A 22053-nucleotide genomic window follows, 5' to 3' on the forward strand; every position below is an offset into this window, starting at 1 on the left:
CGATGACGTCCAAGATGGTCGCGCTGAAGATCCTCGACGGCATCTTCATCTCCGCGACCGGCTTTCTGCTGCTGATCGTGGCCGGCCTGCCGGTGGAGTGGATGCTGGCCATGCTCGACATGTCGCTGCGCGAATTCCAGGCCTTCGCTCTGTTCGTCGTCTTCAGCAGCCTGCTGCTGATCCATGCCATTGCGACCTCCGACTCGGCTCCGTAAATCAAACGTGATCGCCACAGGTGGGCACGTGCGAACGGCCGCTTGAGCTGCGTCAACGGATCCCCGTGGGCCTGTGGCAAACGATGCGCCTGCTTCAGCGAAGAAGAAAGCCTCCTGGAATGGATCCGCAGGACACCCAGCTCGTCGGTGACGAACGGCCCGTTCAGCACGTCCGCACCGAATCTGCTGCTCTCGTCCCCGCTCCGACGCTGCCCGTTTCCGCAGCACATGAGCCGCCACCGCGACGGAAGAGGTGGCCGTTTCTCCTGCTCGTCCTCGCGATCGGCGCAGCGGGAGGCGGCGGTTACGTCTGGTGGCAACGGCTGCATCCGCCGCTGCCGCTCGGCATCAGCGTCAGCAACGGCCGCATCGAGGCCGACGAGATCGACATCGCGACCAAATATGCCGGCCGCGTGGCCGAACTCCGCGCCGATATCGGCGATCGCGTCGAGGCCGGGCAGATCGTCGCCCGGATGGACAGCAAGGAGCTGCAGCAGTCGCTGTCGAAGGCGCAGGCCCAGGCCGAACAGGCGCAGCACGTGGTCGACCAGGCCCGCGCCAGTCTTACGCAATTGCAGACCCAGAAGACGCTCGCCGAGCAGGAGATGGAACGCACGCGCGGCCTGCTGCAGAACGGCTGGACCACGCGAGAGCTGGCCGACCAGCGCCAGCAGGCGCTCGATGCCGCGGTCGCCGGCGTCGCCGGCGCACAGGCGAAGATTTCGGAGGCCGAGCACGGGCTCGACGCCGTCCGTCACGATGTCGCGCTCTACACGGTCCAGATCGCCGACAACTCCCTGACCGCCCCGAAGCCCGGCCGTATCCAGTATCGCCTCGCCAATGTCGGCGAGGTGCTGGCCGCCGGCGGCAAGATCTTCACCATGCTCGACATCGGCTACGTCTACATGGACGTCTTCCTGCCGACCGAGGAGGTCGGCAAGATCAAGGTCGGGAGCGACGCGCGGATCGTGCTCGATGCCTATCCGGATCGTCCGATCCCCGCGAAAGTGTCGTTCGTCGCGAGCCAGGCGCAGTTCACGCCGAAGACGGTGGAGACCCGCAGCGAGCGCGACAAGCTGATGTTCCGCATTCGCGTGCGCGTCGACCCCGACAAATTGGCGGAGCACGCCGACGCCGTCAGGAGCGGACTGCCCGGCGAGGCCTATGTCCGGTGGAATGCCGATGTGGCCTGGCCCGCGCGTCTGCAAGCTGTGCCATGAGCCCATCAGCGCCTCCGGTCGCGGTCGTGAGGCACCTGTCCCAGCACTATCGCGACGTCACCGCGCTCGACGACGTCTCGATCGAGATTCCGTCCGGATGCGTGGTCGGCCTGATCGGGCCGGATGGCGTCGGCAAGTCGTCGCTGCTGTCGATCCTGGCTGGCGCACGCGCGATCCAGCACGGGCAGGCGGCCGTGCTCGGCGCCGACATGGCCGACCGGCGCGCGCGTGAGCAGGTCTGCCCGCGGATCGCCTACATGCCGCAGGGGCTCGGCAAGAATCTCTATCCCGATCTCAGCGTGAGCGAGAACATCGCCTTCTTCGCACGTCTGTTCGGCCAGGACAGAGCTGAGCGCGACTGGCGCATCGCCGAGCTGATGGAGGCGACGGGGCTGTCGGATTTCGCCGACCGGCCGGCGAGGAAACTGTCCGGCGGCATGAAGCAGAAGCTCGGCCTGTGCTGCTCGCTGATCCATGATCCGGACTTCCTGATCCTGGACGAGCCGACCACCGGCGTCGATCCGCTGTCGCGGCGCCAGTTCTGGGATTTGATCGACCGCCTGCGCGCGCGCAGCGCCACCGCCATGAGCGTCATCGTCGCGACCGCCTATATGGAGGAGGCCGCGCGGTTCGACTGGCTGATCGCGATGAACGACGGCCGTATCCTCGCGACCGGCACGCCCGCCGAACTCAAGGCGCGGACCGGAGCCGAGACGATCGAGGACGCGTTCATCGCGCTGCTGCCCGCGAACGCTTCGGGCGATCATGCGCAGATGCCGGTCAAGGCCGAGCTCGACGGCAGCCACGAGACGGTCATCGTCGCCCGCGACCTGACCTGCCGCTTCGGCGATTTCACCGCGGTGAATGGGGTGAACTTCCAGATCCGCAAGGGCGAGATCTTCGGCTTCGTCGGCTCCAATGGCTGCGGCAAGACCACGACGATGAAGATGCTGACCGGGCTGCTGCCGCCGAGCGCTGGCGAGGCGCTGATCTTCGGCCGCTCGATGGAGGCCGGCAACCATGAATCGCGCCGCCGCGTCGGCTACATGTCGCAGGCGTTCTCGCTCTATGGCGAGCTCACGGTGCGGCAGAATCTCGTGCTGCATGCGCGCTTGTTCCACCTGCCGCTCGATGCCGCCGACGAGCGGATCGCGGAGCTGATCGATCGCTGTGATCTGATCGAGCATGTCGACGGCCTCGCGGCCGATCTGCCGCTCGGCATTCGCCAGCGCCTGTCGCTCGCGGTCGCGATCGTCCACAAGCCGGACCTCCTGATCCTCGACGAGCCGACCTCGGGCGTCGATCCGATCGCGCGCAATCAGTTCTGGCGGCTGCTGATCGAACTGTCGCGCAACGACGGCATGACGATCTTCGTCTCGACGCATTTCATGAACGAGGCGGCGCGCTGCGACCGGCTGTCGCTGATGCATGAGGGTCGTGTGCTGGCGACCGACACGCCGGACGGCCTGGTCCGGGCCAAGCAGGCGCAGACGCTCGAACAGGCCTTCATTGCGTTCCTCGAGCAGGATGCCGGGGTTGGCGACCCGCCGGTCACGCTCACGCAGGCGAGGCCCGGTCCGCATTCCGCCGATCGGTCCGCCGGTAACCAAAACCGTGCGGCCTTCAGCCTGCGGCGGCTGCTGGCCTATACGATCCGCGAAGGCCTGGAACTGATCCGTGATCCGATCCGGCTGATGTTCGCGCTGTTCGGCACCGCGTTCCTGATGATCGTGATCGGCTTCGGCATCTCCACCGACGTCAACAACCTGACCTTCGCCGCGCTCGATCGCGACCAGACGCCGGAGAGCCTGGCCTATCTCGCGGAGCTCCGAGGCTCGCGCTATTTCGTCGAGAAGGCGCCGCTGGCCGACTATGCCGAGTTGGAGCGGCGCATGAAGAGCGGCGACATCAAGGCCTCGATCGAGATCCCGCCGAACTTCGGCGTCGACATCAAGCGCGGCCGGCCGGCCTTCGTGTCGGCCTGGATCGACGGCGCGATGCCGTTCCGCGCCGAGACCATCCGCGGCTATCTCGAGGGCACGCATCAGCTCTATCTGTCCGATCCCGCGGTCAAGACGACGCAGCCGCTGCCGGCCTCGCCGGTCGATGTCGAGATCAGGTTCAATTACAACCAGTCGTTCGACAGCATCAATGCGATGGCGCCGAGCACGATCGCGCTGTTGCTGGCGCTGTTTCCGGCGATCCTGATGGCGCTGGCGGTGGTCCGCGAGAAGGAGCTCGGCTCCATCACCAACCTCTATGTCACGCCGGTGACGCGGCTGGAATTCCTGATCGGCAAGCAGCTGCCCTATGTCGCCGTCGCGCTGGTGAACTTCGCGCTGATGTATGTCATGGCGCTGGTGCTGTTCGGCGTGCCGCTCAAGGGCGCCTTCCTGCCCCTGCTGGCGGGCACCGTCGTCTACGTCTTCACGACCACCGGCTTCGGGATGCTGATCTCGACCTTCTGCCGCACCCAGATCGCGGCGCTGTTCGGCACGGCGATCCTCACCGTGATGCCCGCGACCCAGTTTTCCGGCATGCTGGTGCCGGTCTCGTCGCTGTCCGGTGTCGCGCGGATGATCGGCATGGTGTTTCCGATGACCTACTACCGCCCGATCACGGTCGGCACCTTCACCAAGGGACTGGGCTTTGCCGATGTCGGCGCCGACATCCTGGTGCTGCTGGTCTTCATTCCCATACTGACCGGGCTCAGTCTCGCGATGCTGCCGAAGCAGGAGCGGTGAGGCATGCGACGCTCGCTCTCCAACATCTTCTGGCTCGGCACCAAGGAACTGCGCAGCCTGTTCGGCGACGTCGTGCTGATCGGGCTCGTGATCTATTCGTTTACGGTGGCGGTGATCAGCCAGGCGCAGAGCAGTTCGCAGGAGCTGCACTGGGCCTCGATCGCGATCGTCGACGAGGACGGCTCCGAGCTGTCGCGCCGGTTGGCCGGCGCATTCCAGTTGCCGTATTTCCAGCGGCCCGTCCACATCAGCCAGAGCCAGGTCGAACCGCTGATGAACAGCGGCCGCTTCACCTTCGTGCTCGACATCCCGCCGAACTTCCAGCGCGACGTGCTCGCCGGGCGGAAACCCGCGGTGCAGGTCAACGTCGACGCCACCGCGATGATCCAGGCCGGGATCGGCTCCGGCTATGCGCTGCAGATCATCAACACCGAGGTCGCCTGGTTCGTCGCCCGCTCGGAGACGTCGACGCCGGCGCCGGTCACTCTGGTGACGCGCATCGCGTTCAATCCCAATGTGACGACCGCCTGGTTCGAGGGCGTGATGGGCATCATCAACAGCGTCACCATGCTCGCGATCATCCTGGCCGGCGCGGCGCTGGTGCGCGAGCGTGAGCACGGCACCATGGATCATCTGCTGGTGATGCCGCTGTCGCCGTTCGAGATCGCGATGTCGAAGATCTGGGCCAACGCGCTCGTCATCGCGGCCGCCGTCGCCGTCGCACTCTACGCCGTCGTGCAGGGAGTCCTGCGCGTGCCGATCACGGGCTCGATCCCGCTGTTCATGGCCGGCACCGTGCTCTATCTCTTTTTCGCGACCGCCGTCGGGCTGTTTCTCGGCACCATCGCGCGGTCGATGCCGCAGCTCGGCCTGCTCTACATCCTGGTGGCCGTGCCGATGAACCTGTTGTCCGGCGGAATGACTCCGGTCGAGAGCCAGCCGGTCTGGCTCGCCACCATCATGAAGGCCTGGCCCTCGACGCACTTCGTGTCGTTCGCCCAGTCGATCCTCTATCGCGGCGCCGGGCTCGACGTCGTCTGGCCGCAATTTCTGGCGGTTGCGGCCATCGGCGCGCTGATGCTGGCGCTGACCTTGTGGCGCTTCCGCGCGGCGATCGCGACAGCCGGCGCCTAGGCCGCCCCATTCCGTTGATCCAAGCAAAAAGGCCTCAGCTGAGCCGAGGCCTCTTGCATCGCGCTTGCCGTCAGTAGCGGGCCATGACAGGGCTGCCGAACTTGTAGTTCACGCCGACGCGGGCGGTATGGAACGTGAAGTCCTGCGACAGGCGCTCGACGTAGTTCGATCCGGGCGGAGCGAAGGTGCTGCCGGGCACATAAGCGGACGTGTAGTTGATGCTGCCGAGATCGGTATAGAGATATTCGAACTTGACGGTCCAATTCGGCGCGAACGCATGCTCGACGCCGGCGCCGATGGTCCAGCCGACGCGGGTCTCGTTGGCCGAGGCGGTCTTGGTGTAGCCGTTCGCCGACGTCAGATCCCAGCTTCCCTTGACGTTACCGACGGCGAGACCGCCGGTCACGTACAGCAGCGTCGTATCGATTGCATAGCCGGCGCGGCCGCGCACGGTCATGAACCAGTCGTTCCGGATGCTCTCGTTGAACGTACGGGTCGTAGGCGGATTGGCAGCGGTGTAGATCACCCGCTTGTTGAGGTCCGATCCGTTGAAATCAGCCTCGAGACCGAACACGCCGGCGCCGCTCTGCCAGTTGTAGCCGGCCTGCAGACCGCCGAGAACCCCGGCCGGATTGAGGCGGTTGTTGCTGATGCTCACGAACTGATTCTGGAAGGCGGCGCCTTCGACCTGCCAGCTGCTGGTCTGGTCCAGCACTGTGTTCAGGTTCGACCGGCCCCAGCCGTAGCCGACATTGCCGCCGAAGTAGAAGCCGGTCCAATTGTAGATCGCGACCGGCGGAGGAGCCTTGGTGTAGCGGGCCGGCAGATCCGCGGCGAGAGCGCCGAGCGAGCTGGCGAGAAGCAACGATATGGCTGACGCAAGCGTTTTCATCGGTTTCAATCCCTAGATAAAATTGGCAACTTTCAGACATAAAGTTCTCACAATCCGGCGGCTCTGGCTGTAGTTCAGCTACAACACTCGCGATCGGATAGGACTGTGATCGCGTCACTGTCGAGCGGTTGTATCGTTAGCGTTAAGACCTCGTAACTCCACGCGTGGTCATTCGATACCTCTGCTGATAATGCCGGCCAATTCGACGTGCCGCGCGACGGCAACGATTTACCAACCATCCGAACGCGCCCCGCAGCCCGCTAACGATTTCGCAAAGTGCGAGGGTGCACCGTCGGCTCGTCCCGAGGGGGACGGAGAGGGGAGAGCGATCATGATCATGAATGGGGAAGCGGTAATGGAAAACGTGCGGCGCTATCGCACCATCGCCTCCTTGTACCGGCAGACCGCGGCATTCCGGCCGCATCAGCGCGACTCGCTGCTGGCACAGGCGGCCGAGTGGGAATGTCGCGCCGTCGCCGAGCTTGAAGCCTATTTCGTCGCGCGACAGGCGCCGTCGCAGCCGCCGGCAAACTTCAACCATCACACCCCCTCCTACACGCCGCAGCCGTGGCAGATGGCGGCCGCGTAGGACGCCGGCGCGCACCGTCTCATTCCCGCGACGCGTTTTGCGCCCGAGTTGTTCGGAGTTCTGGCCCTTCTCTGACGAGAGGGGCAGGGAAGGCCGAGCGCTGGCCGCGCCCGTGGCCCGCCTGCGACAAGAAATGCAGGCGGCAGGTACCACAGGTCTGGCCGAACACGCCCGGCCTTCCCTGCGCGATGGGCTACGGCTTATACGTGCTCTCCTCGGTGCACCGGGCTTTCTGGCCACCGTATCCGCGACAACGCTTGCGCATTGCGCTGAAGACACCAGCATCGGGGTGTCAGGACCACACGACTTCGCCGTCCGCAACGAACCGTTCGTCGGCACGCCTTTGCAGGACATGCTGCGACCCGTCGCGGCCATCGCTCCCCGCCTCGCGTGCCGTGACGACCGCGATACGCCCTCTGCCCGAGGCGGTATGGGCGCAGCAGACAATAAATTCCGATAAAACGAAAGAAGAATATTTTTGCGGCGGCATCTGGACAACGGTCATCGCGTTGAACGGGCGTTCGAAATCAGCGTTTCGGCGCATCTGGTTTCAGTTCGGTCAGGACCCTGAACTGGCCCTGCAACGCCTGAACAGCCTGCCCGACGGGCGACTCAACCTGCCCAGGGCTGAGCGAGTGAGTTGCGACAGTGCATCCTCATCACAGCTGTCGTCCCGGCCAAGCCACGGCGTCGCATCGCGACGCGGTGGCGCCGACCCTGGACCCATCGCCACGGGACTCGGTGGCGCGAAGAACGCCGCTCCGGCGTGTGCGACAACGCTGACGGTGGCTATGGATCCCGGATCTGCGTCCGATACTGCTGGCGCGGTGCCGGACTTGTCCGGGATGACAGTTGAATGAGCAGCGACGGCGGGTCGACCGCGGCTGGCGCAGGACTTGCTGCAGGACTTGCTGAGGATCACGCAGCCGGCGGCGCCGGTGATGAAGGACACGATGAGATCGCTCGGGCGCGACCGCGGCATGTGTGCCTGGGACGATTTCGCCCAGTCGTCGACCGATGCCCGGCTGTCGCTGGCAGAGGCGCGATCGGGGCAGATTCCGCCGTTCCTGCTGCTTTCGGTGCCTGGCATGAGCGCCGGCGAGCATCGCATCTGTTCCGAGCTGTGGACCCGCGACCGCATCGCCGCCAGTGGCGCCGAACGGGCACGGCTGGATTTCCGCTTCGACCTGACGATCCGCGACAGGCTTCGTGTCGGATACCTTTCAAACGACTTCCACGACCACGCCACCGCGCACCTGCTCGTCGAGGCGCTGGAGGCGCATGACCGCGCACGGTGCGAGCTGCACGCCTTTTCGTTCGGGGCCGACGACCGCGGCCCGATGCGGGGCCGGCTGCACGATGCCTTCGACGGATTCCACGACGTCACGGCGCTCAGCGACAGCGCCGCCGCGGCCATGGTGCATGCCGCGCAGATCGACATCCTGGTCGACCTCAAAGGCTATACGCGCGGCGCCCGAACCGGGATCCTGATGCTGCATCCGGCGCCGGTTCAGGTGAACTTTCTCGGCTATCCGGGAACGCTCGGCGGCGGCATCTGCGACTACATCATCACCGATCCGTTCATGACGCCGCTGGCGGCCGCGGCCGATTATTCCGAGAGTTTCGCCTACATGCCGCATTCCTACCAGCCGCACGGGCGGGCGGCGATCGGCCCGCCGCCGACCCGCGCCGAGGTCGGTCTGCCGGACACCGGCGTCGTGTTCTGCTGCTTCAATCAGGCCTACAAATTCACGCCCGCCACGTTCGACCTGTGGTGCCGCCTGCTCGACGCGACGCCCGACAGTGTGCTGTGGCTGCTGGCGTCGGATCAGGCCGAGGGCAATCTGCGCGGCGAGGCGCTCCGGCGCGGCGTGGCGCCGGGCCGCCTGGTATTCGCGCCGGAGATGACTCAGAGCGAGCATCTGCGCCGGCTCCAGCTCGCCGATCTCGTGCTCGATACCGCGCCCTACGGCGCCCATACCACGGCGAGCGACGCGCTGTGGGCCGGCGTGCCGGTCGTCAGCTGCGCCGGCGATACGTTTGCCTCCCGGGTGGCCGGCAGCCTGTTGCACGCGGTCGGATGCCCCGAGCTGATTGCAAAGGACGAGGCCGATTATCTGGCGGTGGCGCTGACGCTTGCCGCCGAACCGGACCTGCTGCGGGCGGCCAAGGCCAGGCTCTGGCACAACCGGCTGGCCACGCCGCTGTTCGACGCCGCCGCCTATGCCCGGTCGCTGCAGGATCTCTACGACCAGATGTGGCACCGCCGCCGCAGCGGCGGCGCGCCGGAGCCGATCTGGGCGTCCAGCTGCTGAGCGCGGCTGTGCGCGACCGAGCCTGGGTTGCTTCGGAGGTGTCGCAACGCGTTGCCCCTACTTCGCCGCCATGCGTGCGGCCGCGAGGATCCCGATCAGCGCCGTCAGCGCGCCGACGCTGGTCGCGTTGATCGCCACCAGCGATGCGTAGTTGGAGGCGTCGACTTTCATCAACGGCGCGCCGAGGCGGGAATCGATCAGCAGATAGGACACGAACGGCAGCCCCAGCAGCGGCAGCGACGCCAGGCGCTCCGCAGGCCGGAACAGCAGCGCGCCGAGCAGGGCGCAGGGCAGCAGGAACAGCTCGACGCCGCTCTGTGCGCCGAACAGCTTGACGGAGAACACCGTGTTGGCCGTGCCGGTCAGGACCATCAGGGCGCGGCCGGCGAACGGATTGCGCCGCGCGAGCACCGGTACGCTCGCGAACAACGGCGTCGTCAGCAATGTCAGCCAGGCCGGCCACGCCGCCGCGCCCACCAGCGCATGGAGATAAAGCGGATAGAACGGCTGGTTGGAGACGATGACCAGCGCGACCTTGGCGGCGATGTCGGATTGCGGATCGCCGGCCGACGCATAGGCCTGGATGGCGGCCAGCCAGCGTCCGAATATGTTGCGCATTCAACGGCCTCGGTGCCTCACCGGCGATGGTCGCCGATCTCGAAACGCGCCGGCAGGCCAGCCGGATCAGGGGTTGCGAAAGGCAGGCAGATCATGCGTTCAGCGCGGTGCGGAGCATGCGCGCGAGATCGACGCTCTGATACGGCTTGGTCAGCAGCAGCACGCCGGCGTCGAGCCGGCCGTGATGCACGATCGCGTTCTCCGTATAGCCGGACGTGTACAGCACCTTGAGGTTCGGACGCCGCTTCAAGGCTTCGATCGCGAGCTGGCGGCCGTTCATGCCGCCAGGCATGATGATGTCGGTGAACAGCAGATCGATCCGCACGGGGCTGTCGATCAGCGCCAGCGCTTCGTCGGCCTTGCTGGCGGCCAGCGTGGTGTAGCCGAGGCGCTTGATCTGGGCGACGACATATTCGCGCACCAGCGCATCGTCTTCCACGATCAGGATCGATTCGTCGCCGCGCTCCATGCCGGCGGCGCCGATGTCCGAGATGGCGGCGTCCGCATCGGCATTGGCCTGCGGCAGATACAGCTTCACCGAGGTGCCATGACCCGGTTCGCTGTAGATCTTGATGTGCCCGTTGGACTGCTTGACGAAGCCGTAGACCATGCTCAGCCCGAGGCCGACGCCCTTGCCGACGTCCTTGGTGGTGAAGAACGGCTCGAACACCTTGTGGAGCAGATTGGCCGGAATGCCTTCGCCGGTGTCGCTCACCGCGATCATCACGTAGTTGCCGGGGATTACCTCCGGGTTCATGCGCGCATAGGCTTCGTCGAGCAGCACGTTCTTGGTTTCGAGCGTCAGCTTGCCGCCGTGCGGCATGGCATCCCGCGCGTTCAGCGCGAGATTGAGGATCGCGGTCGAGAGCTGGCTGGGGTCGATCATGGCCGGCGCGGAATCGTGCGCCAGCATGGATTCGATCTCGATCTGCTCGCCGAGCGTCCGGCGCAGCAGGCGGGCGGTATCGACGACCATGCCGTTGATGTCGACGCTGCGCGGCTGCAGCGGCTGGCGGCGCGCGAAAGCCAGGAGGTGCTTCGTCAGGTCCGCGCCGCGTGCGGCCGCGGCGTTGATCAGGCTGGTGATCTGCACCAGTTGCGGCCGGTCCCTCACCGCGTCGGCCAGGATCTCGATGGTACCGGTGATCACGGTCAGGATGTTGTTGAAGTCGTGGGCGACGCCGCCGGTGAGCTGGCCGATCGCCTCCATCTTCTGCGCCTGCCGCACCTGCGCCTCGGTGGCCTCGATTTCCTGGAAGCGTTTGACCATGGCCTCCGCGCTGCGCCGCTGCTGTGTCTCCTCCTCGAGCTGCGCATAGGCCTGCCTGAGCTGGGCACGGGAAGGCAACGTCAGGACCCGCGGCAGCAGCAGAAGCAGCGCGGCGGCGATGCCGACCGACATGAAGGCGAGCAGGCCCTTGGTGGCGGCCTCGAGCGTGTAGGCCGGCACCCAGAGCGTGAGCACCTCGATCAGCCGCGTCAGCCCGCAGATGGAAACCCACAGCGCGAAGGCCCAGAAGATGTAGCTGAACTGAAAGTCACGGCGACGATAGACCATGTAGCCGAGCACGAACGCGATGGTGAAAAATGCGAAGGAGATGAGGATGTCGGAGACTGCGTTCACCCAGATCAATTCAGGGGTCCACAGCAGGCACTCGCCATGCGGCGTGAGCATCGACATGTCCGATATCCCCAAACGTGTAGCCGGTGGTCCGTGTCGTCCCCGCGGCTCGGCCGGTTCCGTTTGCAGATCATCGAATTTCCGCTGGGCGCACAAGGGCACTGAGAGTCGCGATTCGCATGTTGGTAGATTTGCACCGGAGATCGGGGGGCACTGCAACTCTAAGTATATTGTCTGCAACCCGCCGTCGGCGGTGGTCCACCTGCCGGACTTGACTGACTGTACCGATTGGTACAATGTCCGATGATTGCTACAGATGGAGACGTCGCATGAGCGTTCTGGCCCCACCCTTCACCCTGCAGACCGCCACCCAGAAGGTACGCCTGGCCGAGGACGGCTGGAACAGCCGTGATCCGGAGCGGGTGTCGCTGGCCTATACGCCAGACAGCCGCTGGCGGAATCGCGCCGAGTTCGTCACCGGCCGCGCCGAGATCGTCGCCTTCCTCACCCGCAAATGGGCAAGGGAACTGGACTATCGGCTGATCAAGGAGATCTGGGCCTTCACGGACGATCGGATCGCCGTCCGTTTCGCCTATGAGTGGCACGATGACAGCGGTCACTGGTATCGCTCCTATGGTAACGAGAACTGGGAGTTCGATGCGCAGGGGCTGATGCAGCGGCGATACGCCTGCATCAACGATCTGCCGATCAAGGAGAGCGAGCGCAAGTATCACTGGCCGCTCGGCCGCCGGCCGGACGATCATCCCGGACTGACCGAGTTGGGATTGTAGCCTTGTGATGCGCGAGGCACGAACCGCCCGGGGCGACCTCCGTTGACCTGTCTGCTCCGAGGCAGAGCGGCCGCAGATGTGGATCTTGGCTTGTGCCCAGCTCCACCTCCGCCGTCATGGCCGGGCGTCGTCCCGGCCATCCACGGCGGGCGACATCCTGGACCTGCAGCGCCAATTGGATGCTTCGAAAACCTGAAAGCAGGCGCGTCATGCGGACGCTGAACGAGCGTGCCGACGTCATCCCCGTCATCGCCGAGGTGTTCCGCGAGTTCGGCTTCGAGGGCACATCGCTCAGCCGCATCACGGAGAAGACCGGACTCGGCAAGGGCAGCCTGTATCACTTCTTCCCCGGGGGGAAGGACGAGATGGCGCGCACCGTGCTGGCGCATGTCGACGGCTGGTTCGAGCGCGAGATCTATGCGCCGTTGCGTGACGACGCGCCGGACGTTGCGATCGCCCAGATGTGGCGCGGTGTCGACGACTATTTCCGCTCCGGCCGGCGGGTGTGTCTGGTCGGCGCCTTTGCGCTCGACGGGACCCGCGACCGTTTCGCCGCAGCGATCGCCAGCTACTTCACGCGCTGGATCGACGCCTTGCGCGATGCGCTGATGCGCGGCGGCTGGCCGGCGGCACAGGCCGCCGACAGCGCCGAGGAGGTGGTGCTCGGCATCCAGGGCGCGCTGGTGCTGGCGCGGGCGACCGGTGACGAGGCCGTGTTCGGCCGCGCGCTGGCGCGGTTCCAGCGGCGCCTGCAACGGCCAGCGACGATGTGATCAGGAACGCGCGCGCAGGCGCTGCCTCTGCAAGCGGCAGTCGGCGGGCTGAAATATCGGCGCGCGGGTTGCTGGAATTCGTGGTTGTCTTCGGCCTTGTCTCGGGCAACGTCCCGATCAGCGGCGACAATCAGGGAGGTCCGGCATGAACGGGTTAGGCGGTCTCAACAAATCCCCCAATGGTATGGTCATCGGATTGGTGCAGCTGCAGCTTCCCGTCGTGGTGACGAAGGCGGACCTCGCGCGGCAGACCGAGAGGATCGTCTGGATGGTCGGCAAGGCCCGGCGCAATCTCGGCACCATGGACCTCGTCGTATTTCCCGAATATTCGCTGCACGGCCTGTCGATGGACACCAATCCGGAGATCATGTGCCGGCTCGATGGTCCCGAGGTCGCAGCCTTCAAGCAGGCCTGCATCGACAACGCGATCTGGGGCTGCTTCTCGATCATGGAGTACAATCCGGACGGCAATCCCTACAATTCCGGCCTCATCATCGACAGCAACGGCGACATCAAGCTGTACTATCGCAAGCTGCATCCGTGGATTCCGGTCGAGCCGTGGGAGCCAGGCGATCTCGGCATTCCCGTGATCGACGGGCCGCGCGGCGCCAGGATCGCGCTCATCATCTGCCATGACGGCATGTTCCCGGAGATGGCGCGGGAATGTGCCTACAAGGGCGCCGAGATCATGATCCGCACGGCCGGCTACACCGCGCCGATCCGCGACAGCTGGCGCTTCACCAACCAGGCCAACGCGTTCCAGAACCTGATGGTGACCGCGAACGTCTGCATGTGCGGCTCCGACGGCTCGTTCGACTCCATGGGCGAGGGCATGATCGTCAATTTCGACGGCAGCATTCTCGCGCACGGCACGACCGGCCGCGCCGACGAGATCATCACCGCCGAGGTGCGTCCCGACCTGGTGCGCGAGGCGCGCATCAACTGGGGCGTCGAGAACAACATCTACCAGCTCTGGCATCGCGGCTATGTCGCGGTGAAGGGCGGCGCGATGGATTGTCCCTACACGTTCATGCAGGACATGGTGGCCGGCACCTACCGGCTGCCATGGGAGGACCAGGTCAAGATCACCGACGGCACCTCCTGCGGCTTTCCGGCGCCAACCCGCGCGTTCGGGAAGATCGCCAAGGCGGCGGAGTGACCGAAGGACGGGCAGCGCAAGCTGAAGCGCGACTACCTCCGCCGTCATGGCCGGGCGTCGTCCCGGCCATCCATGTCGTTCAGCATACGCAGAGGGACGTAGATGCCCGGGACGGCACCCGGGCATGAGGCTGTGGAGGCAGACGAGCAAAAGGTCAAAAAGTCCTATGCAAAGGCCTGGGCGGACGGCGGGCATCGACGCGCTGACCACCTGGAACCTTGACAGGCCTGCGCGCCGCCAATTATTTTATGTTTAAAATAATTGGCGAGCAGGTCCATCATGAGTGCATCGGCGAAGGTGATCCCCCGCGACTGGCTGGACTGGCCGTTCTTCGAGCCCAAGCACCGCGTGTTGTGCGAGGCGCTCGACCGCTTCGTCGGCTCGGGCAGTCTCGACGACGTCGATCATGGCAATGTTGACGCCGCCTGCCGCAAGATCGTGCGCGCCCTCGGTGCAGCAGGATTGCTCGACAGCGCGGTCGTGGCGCCGGATGCGGATGCCGGCGCGATCGACTCCCGCGCCATCTGCCTGTCGCGGGAAACGCTGGCCTATGCCGACGGCCTCGCCGACTTCGCCTTCGCCATGCAGGGGCTGGGCTCCGGCGCGATCGCGCTCGGCGGCTCGCCCGAGCTGCGCGCGCACGTGCTGCCCAAGGTGCGCGCCGGCGAATGGCTGGCGGCGTTTGCGCTGTCGGAGAAGGAGGCGGGCTCCGACGTCGCCGCGATGGAATGCGCCGCGCGGCTCGACGGCGAGACCTATGTTCTCGACGGTGAGAAGACCTGGATCTCCAATGGCGGCATCGCCGACGTCTACACACTGTTCGCCCGCACCGGCGAGGCGCCGGGGGCGCGCGGCATCTCGGCCTTCGTCGTCTATCCCGACGATCCCGGCTTCGCGGTCGCCGAGCGCATCGAGGTGATCGCGCCGCATCCGCTGGCGACCTTGCGCCTGCAGAACTGCCGCATTCCGGCGAGCCGCAGGCTCGGCGCGCCCGGCGGCGGCTTCAAGCTGGCGATGCAGACGCTCGACATCTTCCGCGCCTCGGTGGCTGCCGCCGCGCTCGGCTTCGGCCGCCGCGCGCTCGACGAGGCGCATGCGCATGCTGCGAGCCGCAAGATGTTCGGCGGCGCGCTGGCCGATCTGCAGATGACACAAGGCGCGTTCGGCGAGATGGCGACCGAGACCGATGCGGCGGCGCTGTTGACCTATCGCGCGGCCTGGCGCCGCGACGTGCAGAGGCTGCCGACCACGCGCGAGGCTGCGATGGCCAAGCTCGCCGCCACCGAAACCGCGCAGCGCGTCATCGACCGCGCATTGCAGATGTTCGGCGGTCGCGGCGTGCGCAAGGGCGAGATCGTCGAGAGTCTCTACCGCGAGATCCGCGCGCTGCGCATCTACGAGGGCGCGACCGAGGTCCAGAAGCTCATCGTCGCCCGCGAGTTCCAGAAGTCGCGCACCGGGGCTGTTCGCGGATGATGCCGTCGCCGGCCGGCGACGGGCTGGCACGAGCGCGGAAGAAAGCGGTGGCCAAGGCGGCCGAAGTGGCGCATGCTGTTTCACGGGCCGCGCCAGCGCAGGCGTTCGTCCGGAAAGGCAGCCGCGCATCACCATTCGTTCCCGACGCGACGTCGTCATCTTCAAGCAACAAGTTCCGGATCAGGGGCATCGCAGCGCCAATTGTCCGCGGGTGAGATGGAGAGGATCTCGACAGATCATGCGGCTGCTCAGCGCATGAACCCCAGCGCTCCCCTCTGAATGACGGTCCGCCGATCTCGACAACCGTCGCCGGATGTCGGCGCACAAGCGACCGAAATCAACGTCCTCTCACCCAACGTCCTCTCACTCAGCGTCCGGCCTTGCGGTCGGAGCGGAAAGCATCCCATGACAAATCTCTCGCCGCGCCACGTTCAGACCGAAGAAGCGTCTCGTCTCGGCGTCTCCTCGGGATGGTACTCGACAAAGGTCAGCGGGACGTTCGTCTCAGGTCCACATGCCTCCGAAGCCGACTGCCTCCACAAGATTGCCCAGCTGATGCCGCCGGTCAAAGCCGGTGCGAAGGCGAGACGCGCGTAGGCCGGCGTGTCGTCCGGCGGGCAGGCTGAATCGCCCCTGGAAATGCGGCACCGGCCTCGGCGCGCGCCGTCAAAAGTCCGCGGGGACCAGTTCGTAGGATCCCTTGCGTCCTCGTGCGAACACCTTTGCGGCGGTCTTGTAGATCAGGTCGCGATGGGCGTCGAAGGCGTCGAGGAAGCTTGCCTTGTCCTGCACGGGATGAGGATGGATCCGGCGGAGCGCGTCGACCGTCACGAAAAACGAGCACTCGATCGAACTCATATATCCCCAGAACCGCACCGCGTTGCGCGTGACGTCGTAGCTCCGGCTTTCATTGGGAAAGGTCAGGTTCATTGAAGTCGCTCCCTCGTGGCTCGTTCGCTCCTCGATCGCTGGCGCAGCCATCAACGTTGCCAGAATGACGTTGCCAGAATGGACGCTGTCGGAAACGGGTCCACAGCGCGTCGATGTGTCGGTCCGATGCCGGTCCGCAATGCGTTGCGGGCTCACATGCGCGACCGCGCGCTCTTTCGCATGAAATAGCCACGCATTTGTTGGTGCGGATCGCGGCCGCGCGGAGCGCCCCGCCACATTGGAATCAGGTCGGAGCGCGCAATCCGGGCGACGTGAGCCACTGATTGATCTGAACGGCGACATCCATCTGGTCGGCCTTCCGAAGCAGCTCGGCACGACCGTCGCCAATGGGCATCTGCTCGGCTTCGCTCCGCAGGCTGCAGGCCTTTTGTGTCAAGCGATATTCCAACGTCGATGATGTCTCGAAGACTTGCCGATTCAGCATGGCGGTGCTCCCTCATTTGGTGAAGACGGGAGCGCAACGGCGTTCTCATCACCGATAGATGCCACGGGCCGGTCGGCGACGATATTCATATGGGGTGCCGGCTGCGTTCCGCCTAGGCCACGATCGAATCAAATCGGGACCTTCCGGGGGCCCTCCGGCTTTGAACCGCGGCCAGGTTCAGGGCTTTCCGGCCGTGTAGTTCGGCAAGGACAGTCCACGCCGGAAATTCGCCGATTCCTCTGCCGTGGCACGGCGCGCGCTCCTCGTCGCGAACGGTTGCAGGCGTGTCGAGGCGCGCACCGCGCCGGCGGCGGGCGGTCCGTCGGCTTTTCCGATCCTGGAGTTTGCAACGGCCTGCCGTGCCAGAGCTTCCACGTTCGCCACCGAGCAGATCTTGGCGTAGTTGCGAACGATGTTGTTCGCGAGGCAATAGGCGTCCCCGGGCACCGACATCGTCTCCAAGGCCGTGATGGCGGCGTCTGTCTTGGCGTCGGCCCGGTAGGCGCTGAGTGCGTCGACGACGAGCTGGCGAACCTCGAGAGCATAGGGCGAGAACGCGTATTCGGCCGCGTAGCCGTCGATCAGCCTGCGCGCCAGCTCGCTGCCCGCCGCGACGATCGCGAGCGAGCTTGCCGCGGTGTTGACCGCCGCCATGATCAGTGCGGCCTGCGTGTTCGCGGTCGCGATCGAGCTGGACGCGTAGCGCGAGTCCTTGCTCAACTCGATGATCCCGTCGAAGAAGACGCCGCATTGCTCGTCGACGAAATCGAAACCGGCCAGTGTATAGCCCATCGGGGTGAGGTCGGCGACCGGTGCCGAGCAAACGCCGGCGAAGGCGTGCACCTCGCTGGGTTTGACCGAAACGCCATGTGAGCCGTTGCCGAGGCCGCAGCCCGAAACCAGCACCGCCGATAGAACGAAGATGGGTCGCAACACGGTAATCCTCCCAGTCGATGGATTGAAACCCGGACCGCCACGTTCGGCGATCGCCCGGCGCGTCCGGCAGCGTGCAGGTGGGCAACGGCCCCGCGGCATTCGCGCGCGGAGCCGTATCCCCCCTCCGCGCTGCCGGACGAGGTTCAGGCGGCCGCCGCCGAGACCGAAACGCCCGCGGCCTGCTGGAACACGGCGAGCAGCTTGGTGCCGTCGGGTACGCCGAGGCCGGTGCACGCATTCCAGCGGGGGCCGGCGTCGTAGCCGATCCCTCCAATCTTGTTGTTGCCCGGCGACTCGCGATGACTTCCGGGCATCTCGACATAGTTCGAAGGCATGACAGTCTCCTGTTGCAGATCGACCGTGGGCACTTCCGCGCGGGCGGTCGTCTGCGAGGTCGCTCGCCACGCCGCCGCGTCTTATTGCCCAGCGCCGCCCCGATCCGGGCATCGGCGATGGGATCGTGCGGCGCTGCGGCTCGTTGGATCGCGGAGCGCCGAAGCCGTTCGGGACTAATGCACGTCGGCGGCAGGCCTGTTGCGTATGGCTCCCTCCAACGATCTGACGTGCCCGGAAGCGCACCGCGCGATCGGGATGCTTTACGAACGGGCTGCCCTGCGACAACACGCTGACGAGCGCTGATCGCAGGGCCGCGTTGATGGGGCCTTGCCTCGCAGGAAACTCGACGATGTTCACACGCAGTATCGCGCGCCGCGCCGGTGCCGACACAGTCACTGACGGACCGGTCGATGAATTGCCGATGGCAGGAACGACGGTGAAAATCGACAAACTACGTCCAACACGACACGACCACTGCGGATCGAACCCGCGTGCCGACTGTATGCGTGGGCATTGGAGGCGGTGAGTGAATTAGGTGTGAAAAGAGATCGCCGGGCTGTTGTCCAAATCCGACACGGGTCGTCTCAGTTTCGGCCGCTCAACTGCGGTCGACCGGACCGACATCCTGTTCGCCGATTCGGTCAACCAGAAGGATCATCCAGCGCAACGTCTCGCGCTCGTCCGGTGGAAGCTCCGCGCGTTGCGACAACGCCGTCGCAGAATCGCGAAATTCGCCCCAACGACGATAGAAATCTATCAGATCCCGCGCCGGTACTTGGGCGCTCTGCCGGGTTTTGCGCTGTTTGCCATCTGCTTCAGGCATGCTCATGACGAGAGGATAGTGCAGGACGTCCCGTCGCCAGCGTGAAATAAGCGTGAAACCACTTGGAGGCACTGCACGTGCGGTGCTAGGCTTCGTGCATTTCAAGGTTGCAGTTGTCACCATCGGTGATGTTGTGCCGAACACCAGTCGCATTGAAATCAACCTCTTTGGAGCCTGCGTGGTCCGATCCTCGCGGCCGGGCGGATTCGAGATCACGGGCGCCAAGCACAAGGCGCTGTTTGCGCTGCTGGCCACCGCGCCGTTCGGGCGCCGCACACGCCCGTTTCTGCAGGACATGCTCTGGGGGACGGCCTGCTACGACACCGGACGGCAAAGCCTTCGGCGGGCATTGTCCGATATCAAGCAGATCTTGGGCGACAGTTTTGCGGAAATTCTCATCAGTACGAATTCCGACATCACGCTCGATCTGACGCGCGTGTCCTTCATCGGGCGGCCCGGCGGCGGCGAACTCCTCGAAGGCATCAACATCCGCGAAGACGGCTTCAATCGCTGGCTCGGCGCGATGCGCCTCAATCCGGAACAGATCTACTCGCTCTACAGTCTTTCATCGCAACCTCCGCCCCGTCCGCTGCTGCCGGCCATTGCGGTGCTGCCGTTCCGCACCGTCGGCGGCGCGGCCGAACATGCGGTCCTCGGCGACTGGCTGGCCGAAGAAACATCACGATCGCTGTCACGGTCGAATCTGATCGCGGTGATCTCGCACTGGTCCAGTCGTGCTCTCGACCTCGGCGTGATCGACATTCCGACCGTCCGAGCCGCACTGGCGGTCGACTATTGCGTGGCAGGCTCGCTGCGCGTCGGCGCGAACGAGCTGGTGCTGGATGCCGATTTCATCGATACCGCGTCAGGACGTATCCTTTGGACGCGGCAATTCGCGGGGCCGCTTCAAGGCTTCCTCAGCCGGTCCGCCGAGGGTGTCGGCGAGATCGTCATTGCGGTCGGGCGCGCGATTGCGGACGACGCCATCCTCCATGTGAACGGCCGACGCCTGGCCGAGGTGGAGGATCACCGCTTGTTGCTCGCAGGCGTCGATCTGATGCACCGCCCGTCGTTGCGCGCGTTCGCCAAGTCGCGCGACCTGATCGATGAGGCGCTCAGGCGCGCGCCTCATGCGGCCGAAGCGCACGCCTGGTTCGGCAAGTGGCATGTGCTCAGCGTGTTCAACGGCTGGAGTACGGACCCCACGAAGGACACGAGGCGGGCAGTGGATTGCACGGCGCGTGCCCTGGACATCGATCCCGCGAGCAGCTTCGCGCTGACGATCGACGGCTTCGCGCACACCAATCTGCTGCGACGCATGGATGTCGCGCGGGACCGCTACGATGCGGCCCTGCGGCTCAATCCGAACGAGTCGCTGGCCTGGCTCCTGACGGGCGCGCTGCATGCCTTCGGTGACGAGCCTGAGGCCGCGGTCGGCGCGGCGGAGACAGCGCGCCGCCTGTCTCCGATCGACCCCTTTCAATATTTTTACGAGTCGTTGAGCGCGAGCGCATTGTTGTCTGCGGGCCGTTACGAGGAATCGCTGGCGTTTGCCGACCGCTCGCTGCAACGCCACGACCGTCACATTTCGACACTGCGAACCAAGATCGCAGCGCTGCATTATCTCGATCGCGGCGCCGAGGCGCGCACCGTCGCCTCCGAGATCCTGCGCCGGCACCCGGATTTCACCGTTGCCAACTACCTGCGGGGTCACCCTGCGGGAGATCACGAAAGTGGCCGCAGGGTCGCAGCGGCTCTGCGTTCTGCAGGCATTCCATAGTTCACCACGGAGGGCGGCGATGTCTCAATTGGGTGGTTTCGGCGGCTTCGGGGGATTTGGAGGTTTCGGCGGATTTGGCGGGTTCGGAGGGTTCGGCGGGGCCGGGAGTTCGAACTTCAGCGGCCTCGGTCCCTTCCTCGGCGCAGGCGCTGATGCCGTCTACGATCCCGTGTTGGCGCAGGGCCTGCAGGTCACCGAGCAGGCCATCACCCACGTCGCAGGACCTCATTACGAGCCGACAGCGAAGGAGCTCGGCTTCTCGAACCCTGCGAATATGGAGTTGTGGGCCGACTGGGTTCGTGGGTCGCTCTACATCACGGACTTCCTGAAGGAGCTCGATTGGCGGGTCGACGAAGATCAAAAAAAGGTCTGTCTGTCGTACGGCCACAACACGTTCCTGGATGTGCAGCGTCCGGCGATGGCATGCTTCGAGAAGCAACTCGACTTCATGATCGCCTATCTGGATCAGCGGCCGGATCGCACCCCGGAAATCCTGACGCAAGTCGGATTTCCGACCCCCTATTTCGCGATGATCCTGGGCCTCCAGGCCGGACCCAACCGATACATTTTCGAGCTGATCGCGATCACGCAGGTGTTGGCATCGCATGTCGCAATGATCCTCAAGCACCATCTGGCGTGCCGCCGTCCGGACCGCATCGGCGCCAAGGTCATGCCCATGATCCCGACGCCGGCCCACGGAAGTTTCCCCAGCGCGCATGCCACCGAGGCCTTTGCGGTGGCGGAAGTCCTGCGGGGGTTCGTGGAATATCACTGCAACAAGCCTCACTACGCGGATTTCAAACGTCGACGTGAACTGCTGAGCAAGCTGGCCGAACGGATCGCCGTGAACCGCACCGTGGCCGGCGTGCACTATCCGATCGACACATGGGCCGGCGCAATCCTCGGACGCGCCGTCGGTCAGATCGTGCTGGCGAAGTGCCATGGCCGTGAAGTGGACGGCTACAGCTATCGCGCTGTCGGAACGAAGGACTTCTTCTTGAAGGAGTTCGTCAAAGCCGAGAACGACGAGTTCGGCGTCGCAGGCATCGGCAAGTTCGAGCTTGGCGCGAGCCCGCTATTCTCGTTCCTGTGGCGCAAGGCAAGCGACGAACTCAGCCTGCATGATGGATCGCAATGATGGAACCGAGCCAGGACGACGGACTCGCGGATCGGCCAAGGGTTCAAGCCTATCTCGGTCCCTACGAATACTGGAACTTCGGCGTAGGCCGGCCTTACGCCTTTCCCGCGATGCACGG

21 protein-coding genes are annotated in these 22053 nt (G+C 65.4%); 12 read left to right on the forward strand and 9 right to left on the reverse strand.

All coding sequences use genetic code 11. The features are described from left to right. The first annotated feature begins 2 nt into the window (after positions 1–2). The 4 genes from ACQR1B_RS00875 to ACQR1B_RS00890 all read left to right on the forward strand — a co-directional run bounded on the left by ACQR1B_RS00875 (position 3) and on the right by ACQR1B_RS00890 (position 5313). Entirely contained in the window at positions 3–215 is a 213-nt protein-coding gene (locus ACQR1B_RS00875; RefSeq protein ID WP_434832733.1) for a hypothetical protein, read from the forward strand. Positions 216–334: 119 nt separating this feature from the next. After that, positions 335–1435 (forward strand): HlyD family secretion protein, encoded by a 1101-nt coding sequence (locus ACQR1B_RS00880; protein WP_434832732.1) that lies wholly within the window; start codon positions 335–337, stop codon positions 1433–1435. Further along, the gene (gene rbbA, locus ACQR1B_RS00885; RefSeq protein ID WP_434832731.1) at positions 1432–4179 is read left to right on the forward strand and encodes a ribosome-associated ATPase/putative transporter RbbA; all 2748 of its coding nucleotides are present in this window, start codon (positions 1432–1434) and stop codon (positions 4177–4179) included. Before ACQR1B_RS00880 ends, rbbA begins: the two co-directional genes overlap by 4 nt. Before the next feature lie 3 nt (positions 4180–4182). Next, positions 4183–5313: an ABC transporter permease gene (locus ACQR1B_RS00890; protein WP_434832730.1), complete on the forward strand. Its 1131-nt coding sequence runs from the start codon at positions 4183–4185 to the stop codon at positions 5311–5313. A 70-nt stretch (positions 5314–5383) separates the two neighbouring features. On the opposite strand, the gene ACQR1B_RS00895 is transcribed toward ACQR1B_RS00890, so the two are convergent. Next, the gene (locus ACQR1B_RS00895; RefSeq protein ID WP_434832729.1) at positions 5384–6205 is read right to left on the reverse strand and encodes an outer membrane protein; all 822 of its coding nucleotides are present in this window, start codon (positions 6203–6205) and stop codon (positions 5384–5386) included. Positions 6206–6536: 331 nt separating this feature from the next. Between ACQR1B_RS00895 and ACQR1B_RS00900 the strand changes: the two genes are divergently transcribed. Then, positions 6537–6794: a hypothetical protein gene (locus tag ACQR1B_RS00900; RefSeq protein ID WP_434832728.1), complete on the forward strand. Its 258-nt coding sequence runs from the start codon at positions 6537–6539 to the stop codon at positions 6792–6794. Between the two features lie 292 nt (positions 6795–7086). On the opposite strand, the gene ACQR1B_RS00905 is transcribed toward ACQR1B_RS00900, so the two are convergent. Then, entirely contained in the window at positions 7087–7338 is a 252-nt protein-coding gene (locus tag ACQR1B_RS00905) for a hypothetical protein (RefSeq protein ID WP_434832727.1), read from the reverse strand. 409 nt (positions 7339–7747) lie between these two features. On the opposite strand from ACQR1B_RS00905, the gene ACQR1B_RS00910 reads away from it, so the two are divergent. Beyond that, positions 7748–9109 carry a UDP-N-acetylglucosamine-peptide N-acetylglucosaminyltransferase gene (locus tag ACQR1B_RS00910; RefSeq protein WP_434832894.1) on the forward strand — a complete coding sequence of 454 codons (1362 nt, stop codon included), beginning with the start codon at positions 7748–7750 and terminating at the stop codon, positions 9107–9109. 57 nt (positions 9110–9166) lie between these two features. On the opposite strand, the gene ACQR1B_RS00915 is transcribed toward ACQR1B_RS00910, so the two are convergent. Together ACQR1B_RS00915 and ACQR1B_RS00920 are read right to left on the reverse strand one after the other, a co-directional pair. After that, entirely contained in the window at positions 9167–9727 is a 561-nt protein-coding gene (locus tag ACQR1B_RS00915) for a hypothetical protein (RefSeq protein ID WP_434832726.1), read from the reverse strand. Positions 9728–9818: 91 nt separating this feature from the next. Next, positions 9819–11408, reverse strand: a complete 1590-nt coding sequence (locus tag ACQR1B_RS00920; protein ID WP_434832725.1) for an ATP-binding protein — start codon at positions 11406–11408, stop codon at positions 9819–9821. A 269-nt stretch (positions 11409–11677) separates the two neighbouring features. Here ACQR1B_RS00920 and ACQR1B_RS00925 point away from each other — a divergent pair, with 269 nt between their 5' ends. The 4 genes from ACQR1B_RS00925 (at position 11678) to ACQR1B_RS00940 (ending at position 15547) form a co-directional block, all read left to right on the forward strand. Continuing rightward, positions 11678–12139 carry a DUF1348 family protein gene (locus ACQR1B_RS00925; RefSeq protein WP_434832724.1) on the forward strand — a complete coding sequence of 154 codons (462 nt, stop codon included), beginning with the start codon at positions 11678–11680 and terminating at the stop codon, positions 12137–12139. 209 nt (positions 12140–12348) lie between these two features. Further along, on the forward strand, positions 12349–12912 hold the full coding sequence (locus ACQR1B_RS00930) for a TetR/AcrR family transcriptional regulator (protein ID WP_434832723.1): 564 nt from the start codon (positions 12349–12351) through the stop codon (positions 12910–12912). A gap of 145 nt (positions 12913–13057) precedes the next feature. After that, entirely contained in the window at positions 13058–14071 is a 1014-nt protein-coding gene (locus ACQR1B_RS00935; RefSeq protein WP_434832722.1) for a formamidase, read from the forward strand. Between the two features lie 279 nt (positions 14072–14350). Continuing rightward, positions 14351–15547 carry an acyl-CoA dehydrogenase family protein gene (locus ACQR1B_RS00940; RefSeq protein ID WP_434832721.1) on the forward strand — a complete coding sequence of 399 codons (1197 nt, stop codon included), beginning with the start codon at positions 14351–14353 and terminating at the stop codon, positions 15545–15547. 666 nt (positions 15548–16213) lie between these two features. Here ACQR1B_RS00940 and ACQR1B_RS00945 read toward each other — a convergent pair. The 5 genes from ACQR1B_RS00945 to ACQR1B_RS00965 form a co-directional block, all read right to left on the reverse strand. After that, entirely contained in the window at positions 16214–16477 is a 264-nt protein-coding gene (locus ACQR1B_RS00945; protein WP_434832720.1) for a DUF1488 domain-containing protein, read from the reverse strand. Positions 16478–16721: 244 nt separating this feature from the next. Beyond that, positions 16722–16922, reverse strand: a complete 201-nt coding sequence (locus ACQR1B_RS00950) for a hypothetical protein (protein WP_434875124.1) — start codon at positions 16920–16922, stop codon at positions 16722–16724. 177 nt (positions 16923–17099) lie between these two features. Next, on the reverse strand, positions 17100–17858 hold the full coding sequence (locus tag ACQR1B_RS00955) for a hypothetical protein (protein ID WP_434832719.1): 759 nt from the start codon (positions 17856–17858) through the stop codon (positions 17100–17102). 143 nt (positions 17859–18001) lie between these two features. Beyond that, a complete protein-coding gene (locus tag ACQR1B_RS00960) occupies positions 18002–18193 on the reverse strand; it encodes a hypothetical protein (protein ID WP_434832718.1) in 192 nt (63 codons plus the stop codon). 599 nt (positions 18194–18792) lie between these two features. Then, a complete protein-coding gene (locus ACQR1B_RS00965) occupies positions 18793–19017 on the reverse strand; it encodes a hypothetical protein (RefSeq protein ID WP_434832717.1) in 225 nt (74 codons plus the stop codon). A 94-nt stretch (positions 19018–19111) separates the two neighbouring features. Between ACQR1B_RS00965 and ACQR1B_RS00970 the strand changes: the two genes are divergently transcribed. Together ACQR1B_RS00970 and ACQR1B_RS00975 are read left to right on the forward strand one after the other, a co-directional pair. Continuing rightward, positions 19112–20797, forward strand: coding sequence for a hypothetical protein (locus ACQR1B_RS00970; protein ID WP_434832716.1), 1686 nt, complete (start codon positions 19112–19114; stop codon positions 20795–20797). A gap of 169 nt (positions 20798–20966) precedes the next feature. Next, a complete protein-coding gene (locus ACQR1B_RS00975) occupies positions 20967–21935 on the forward strand; it encodes a phosphatase PAP2 family protein (protein ID WP_434832893.1) in 969 nt (322 codons plus the stop codon). Positions 21936–22053 lie beyond the last annotated feature (118 nt).

The organism is Bradyrhizobium oligotrophicum (assembly GCF_051168495.1).
GTDB lineage: Bacteria > Pseudomonadota > Alphaproteobacteria > Rhizobiales > Xanthobacteraceae > Bradyrhizobium > Bradyrhizobium oligotrophicum_A.

Excerpts from the sequence above, each read along its gene's own strand:
- ACQR1B_RS00875 (WP_434832733.1), top strand. The coding sequence starts at position 3 with ATGACGTCCAAGATGGTCGCGCTGAAGATCCTCGACGGCATCTTCATC.
- ACQR1B_RS00880 (WP_434832732.1), top strand. The coding sequence starts at position 335 with ATGGATCCGCAGGACACCCAGCTCGTCGGTGACGAACGGCCCGTTCAG.
- rbbA (WP_434832731.1), top strand. The coding sequence starts at position 1,432 with ATGAGCCCATCAGCGCCTCCGGTCGCGGTCGTGAGGCACCTGTCCCAG.
- ACQR1B_RS00890 (WP_434832730.1), top strand. The coding sequence starts at position 4,183 with ATGCGACGCTCGCTCTCCAACATCTTCTGGCTCGGCACCAAGGAACTG.
- ACQR1B_RS00895 (WP_434832729.1), bottom strand. The coding sequence starts at position 6,205 with ATGAAAACGCTTGCGTCAGCCATATCGTTGCTTCTCGCCAGCTCGCTC.
- ACQR1B_RS00900 (WP_434832728.1), top strand. The coding sequence starts at position 6,537 with ATGATCATGAATGGGGAAGCGGTAATGGAAAACGTGCGGCGCTATCGC.
- ACQR1B_RS00905 (WP_434832727.1), bottom strand. The coding sequence starts at position 7,338 with ATGCGCCGAAACGCTGATTTCGAACGCCCGTTCAACGCGATGACCGTT.
- ACQR1B_RS00910 (WP_434832894.1), top strand. The coding sequence starts at position 7,748 with ATGAGATCGCTCGGGCGCGACCGCGGCATGTGTGCCTGGGACGATTTC.
- ACQR1B_RS00915 (WP_434832726.1), bottom strand. The coding sequence starts at position 9,727 with ATGCGCAACATATTCGGACGCTGGCTGGCCGCCATCCAGGCCTATGCG.
- ACQR1B_RS00920 (WP_434832725.1), bottom strand. The coding sequence starts at position 11,408 with ATGTCGATGCTCACGCCGCATGGCGAGTGCCTGCTGTGGACCCCTGAA.
- ACQR1B_RS00925 (WP_434832724.1), top strand. The coding sequence starts at position 11,678 with ATGAGCGTTCTGGCCCCACCCTTCACCCTGCAGACCGCCACCCAGAAG.
- ACQR1B_RS00930 (WP_434832723.1), top strand. The coding sequence starts at position 12,349 with ATGCGGACGCTGAACGAGCGTGCCGACGTCATCCCCGTCATCGCCGAG.
- ACQR1B_RS00935 (WP_434832722.1), top strand. The coding sequence starts at position 13,058 with ATGAACGGGTTAGGCGGTCTCAACAAATCCCCCAATGGTATGGTCATC.
- ACQR1B_RS00940 (WP_434832721.1), top strand. The coding sequence starts at position 14,351 with ATGAGTGCATCGGCGAAGGTGATCCCCCGCGACTGGCTGGACTGGCCG.
- ACQR1B_RS00945 (WP_434832720.1), bottom strand. The coding sequence starts at position 16,477 with ATGAACCTGACCTTTCCCAATGAAAGCCGGAGCTACGACGTCACGCGC.
- ACQR1B_RS00950 (WP_434875124.1), bottom strand. The coding sequence starts at position 16,922 with ATGCTGAATCGGCAAGTCTTCGAGACATCATCGACGTTGGAATATCGC.
- ACQR1B_RS00960 (WP_434832718.1), bottom strand. The coding sequence starts at position 18,193 with ATGCCTTCGAACTATGTCGAGATGCCCGGAAGTCATCGCGAGTCGCCG.
- ACQR1B_RS00965 (WP_434832717.1), bottom strand. The coding sequence starts at position 19,017 with ATGCCTGAAGCAGATGGCAAACAGCGCAAAACCCGGCAGAGCGCCCAA.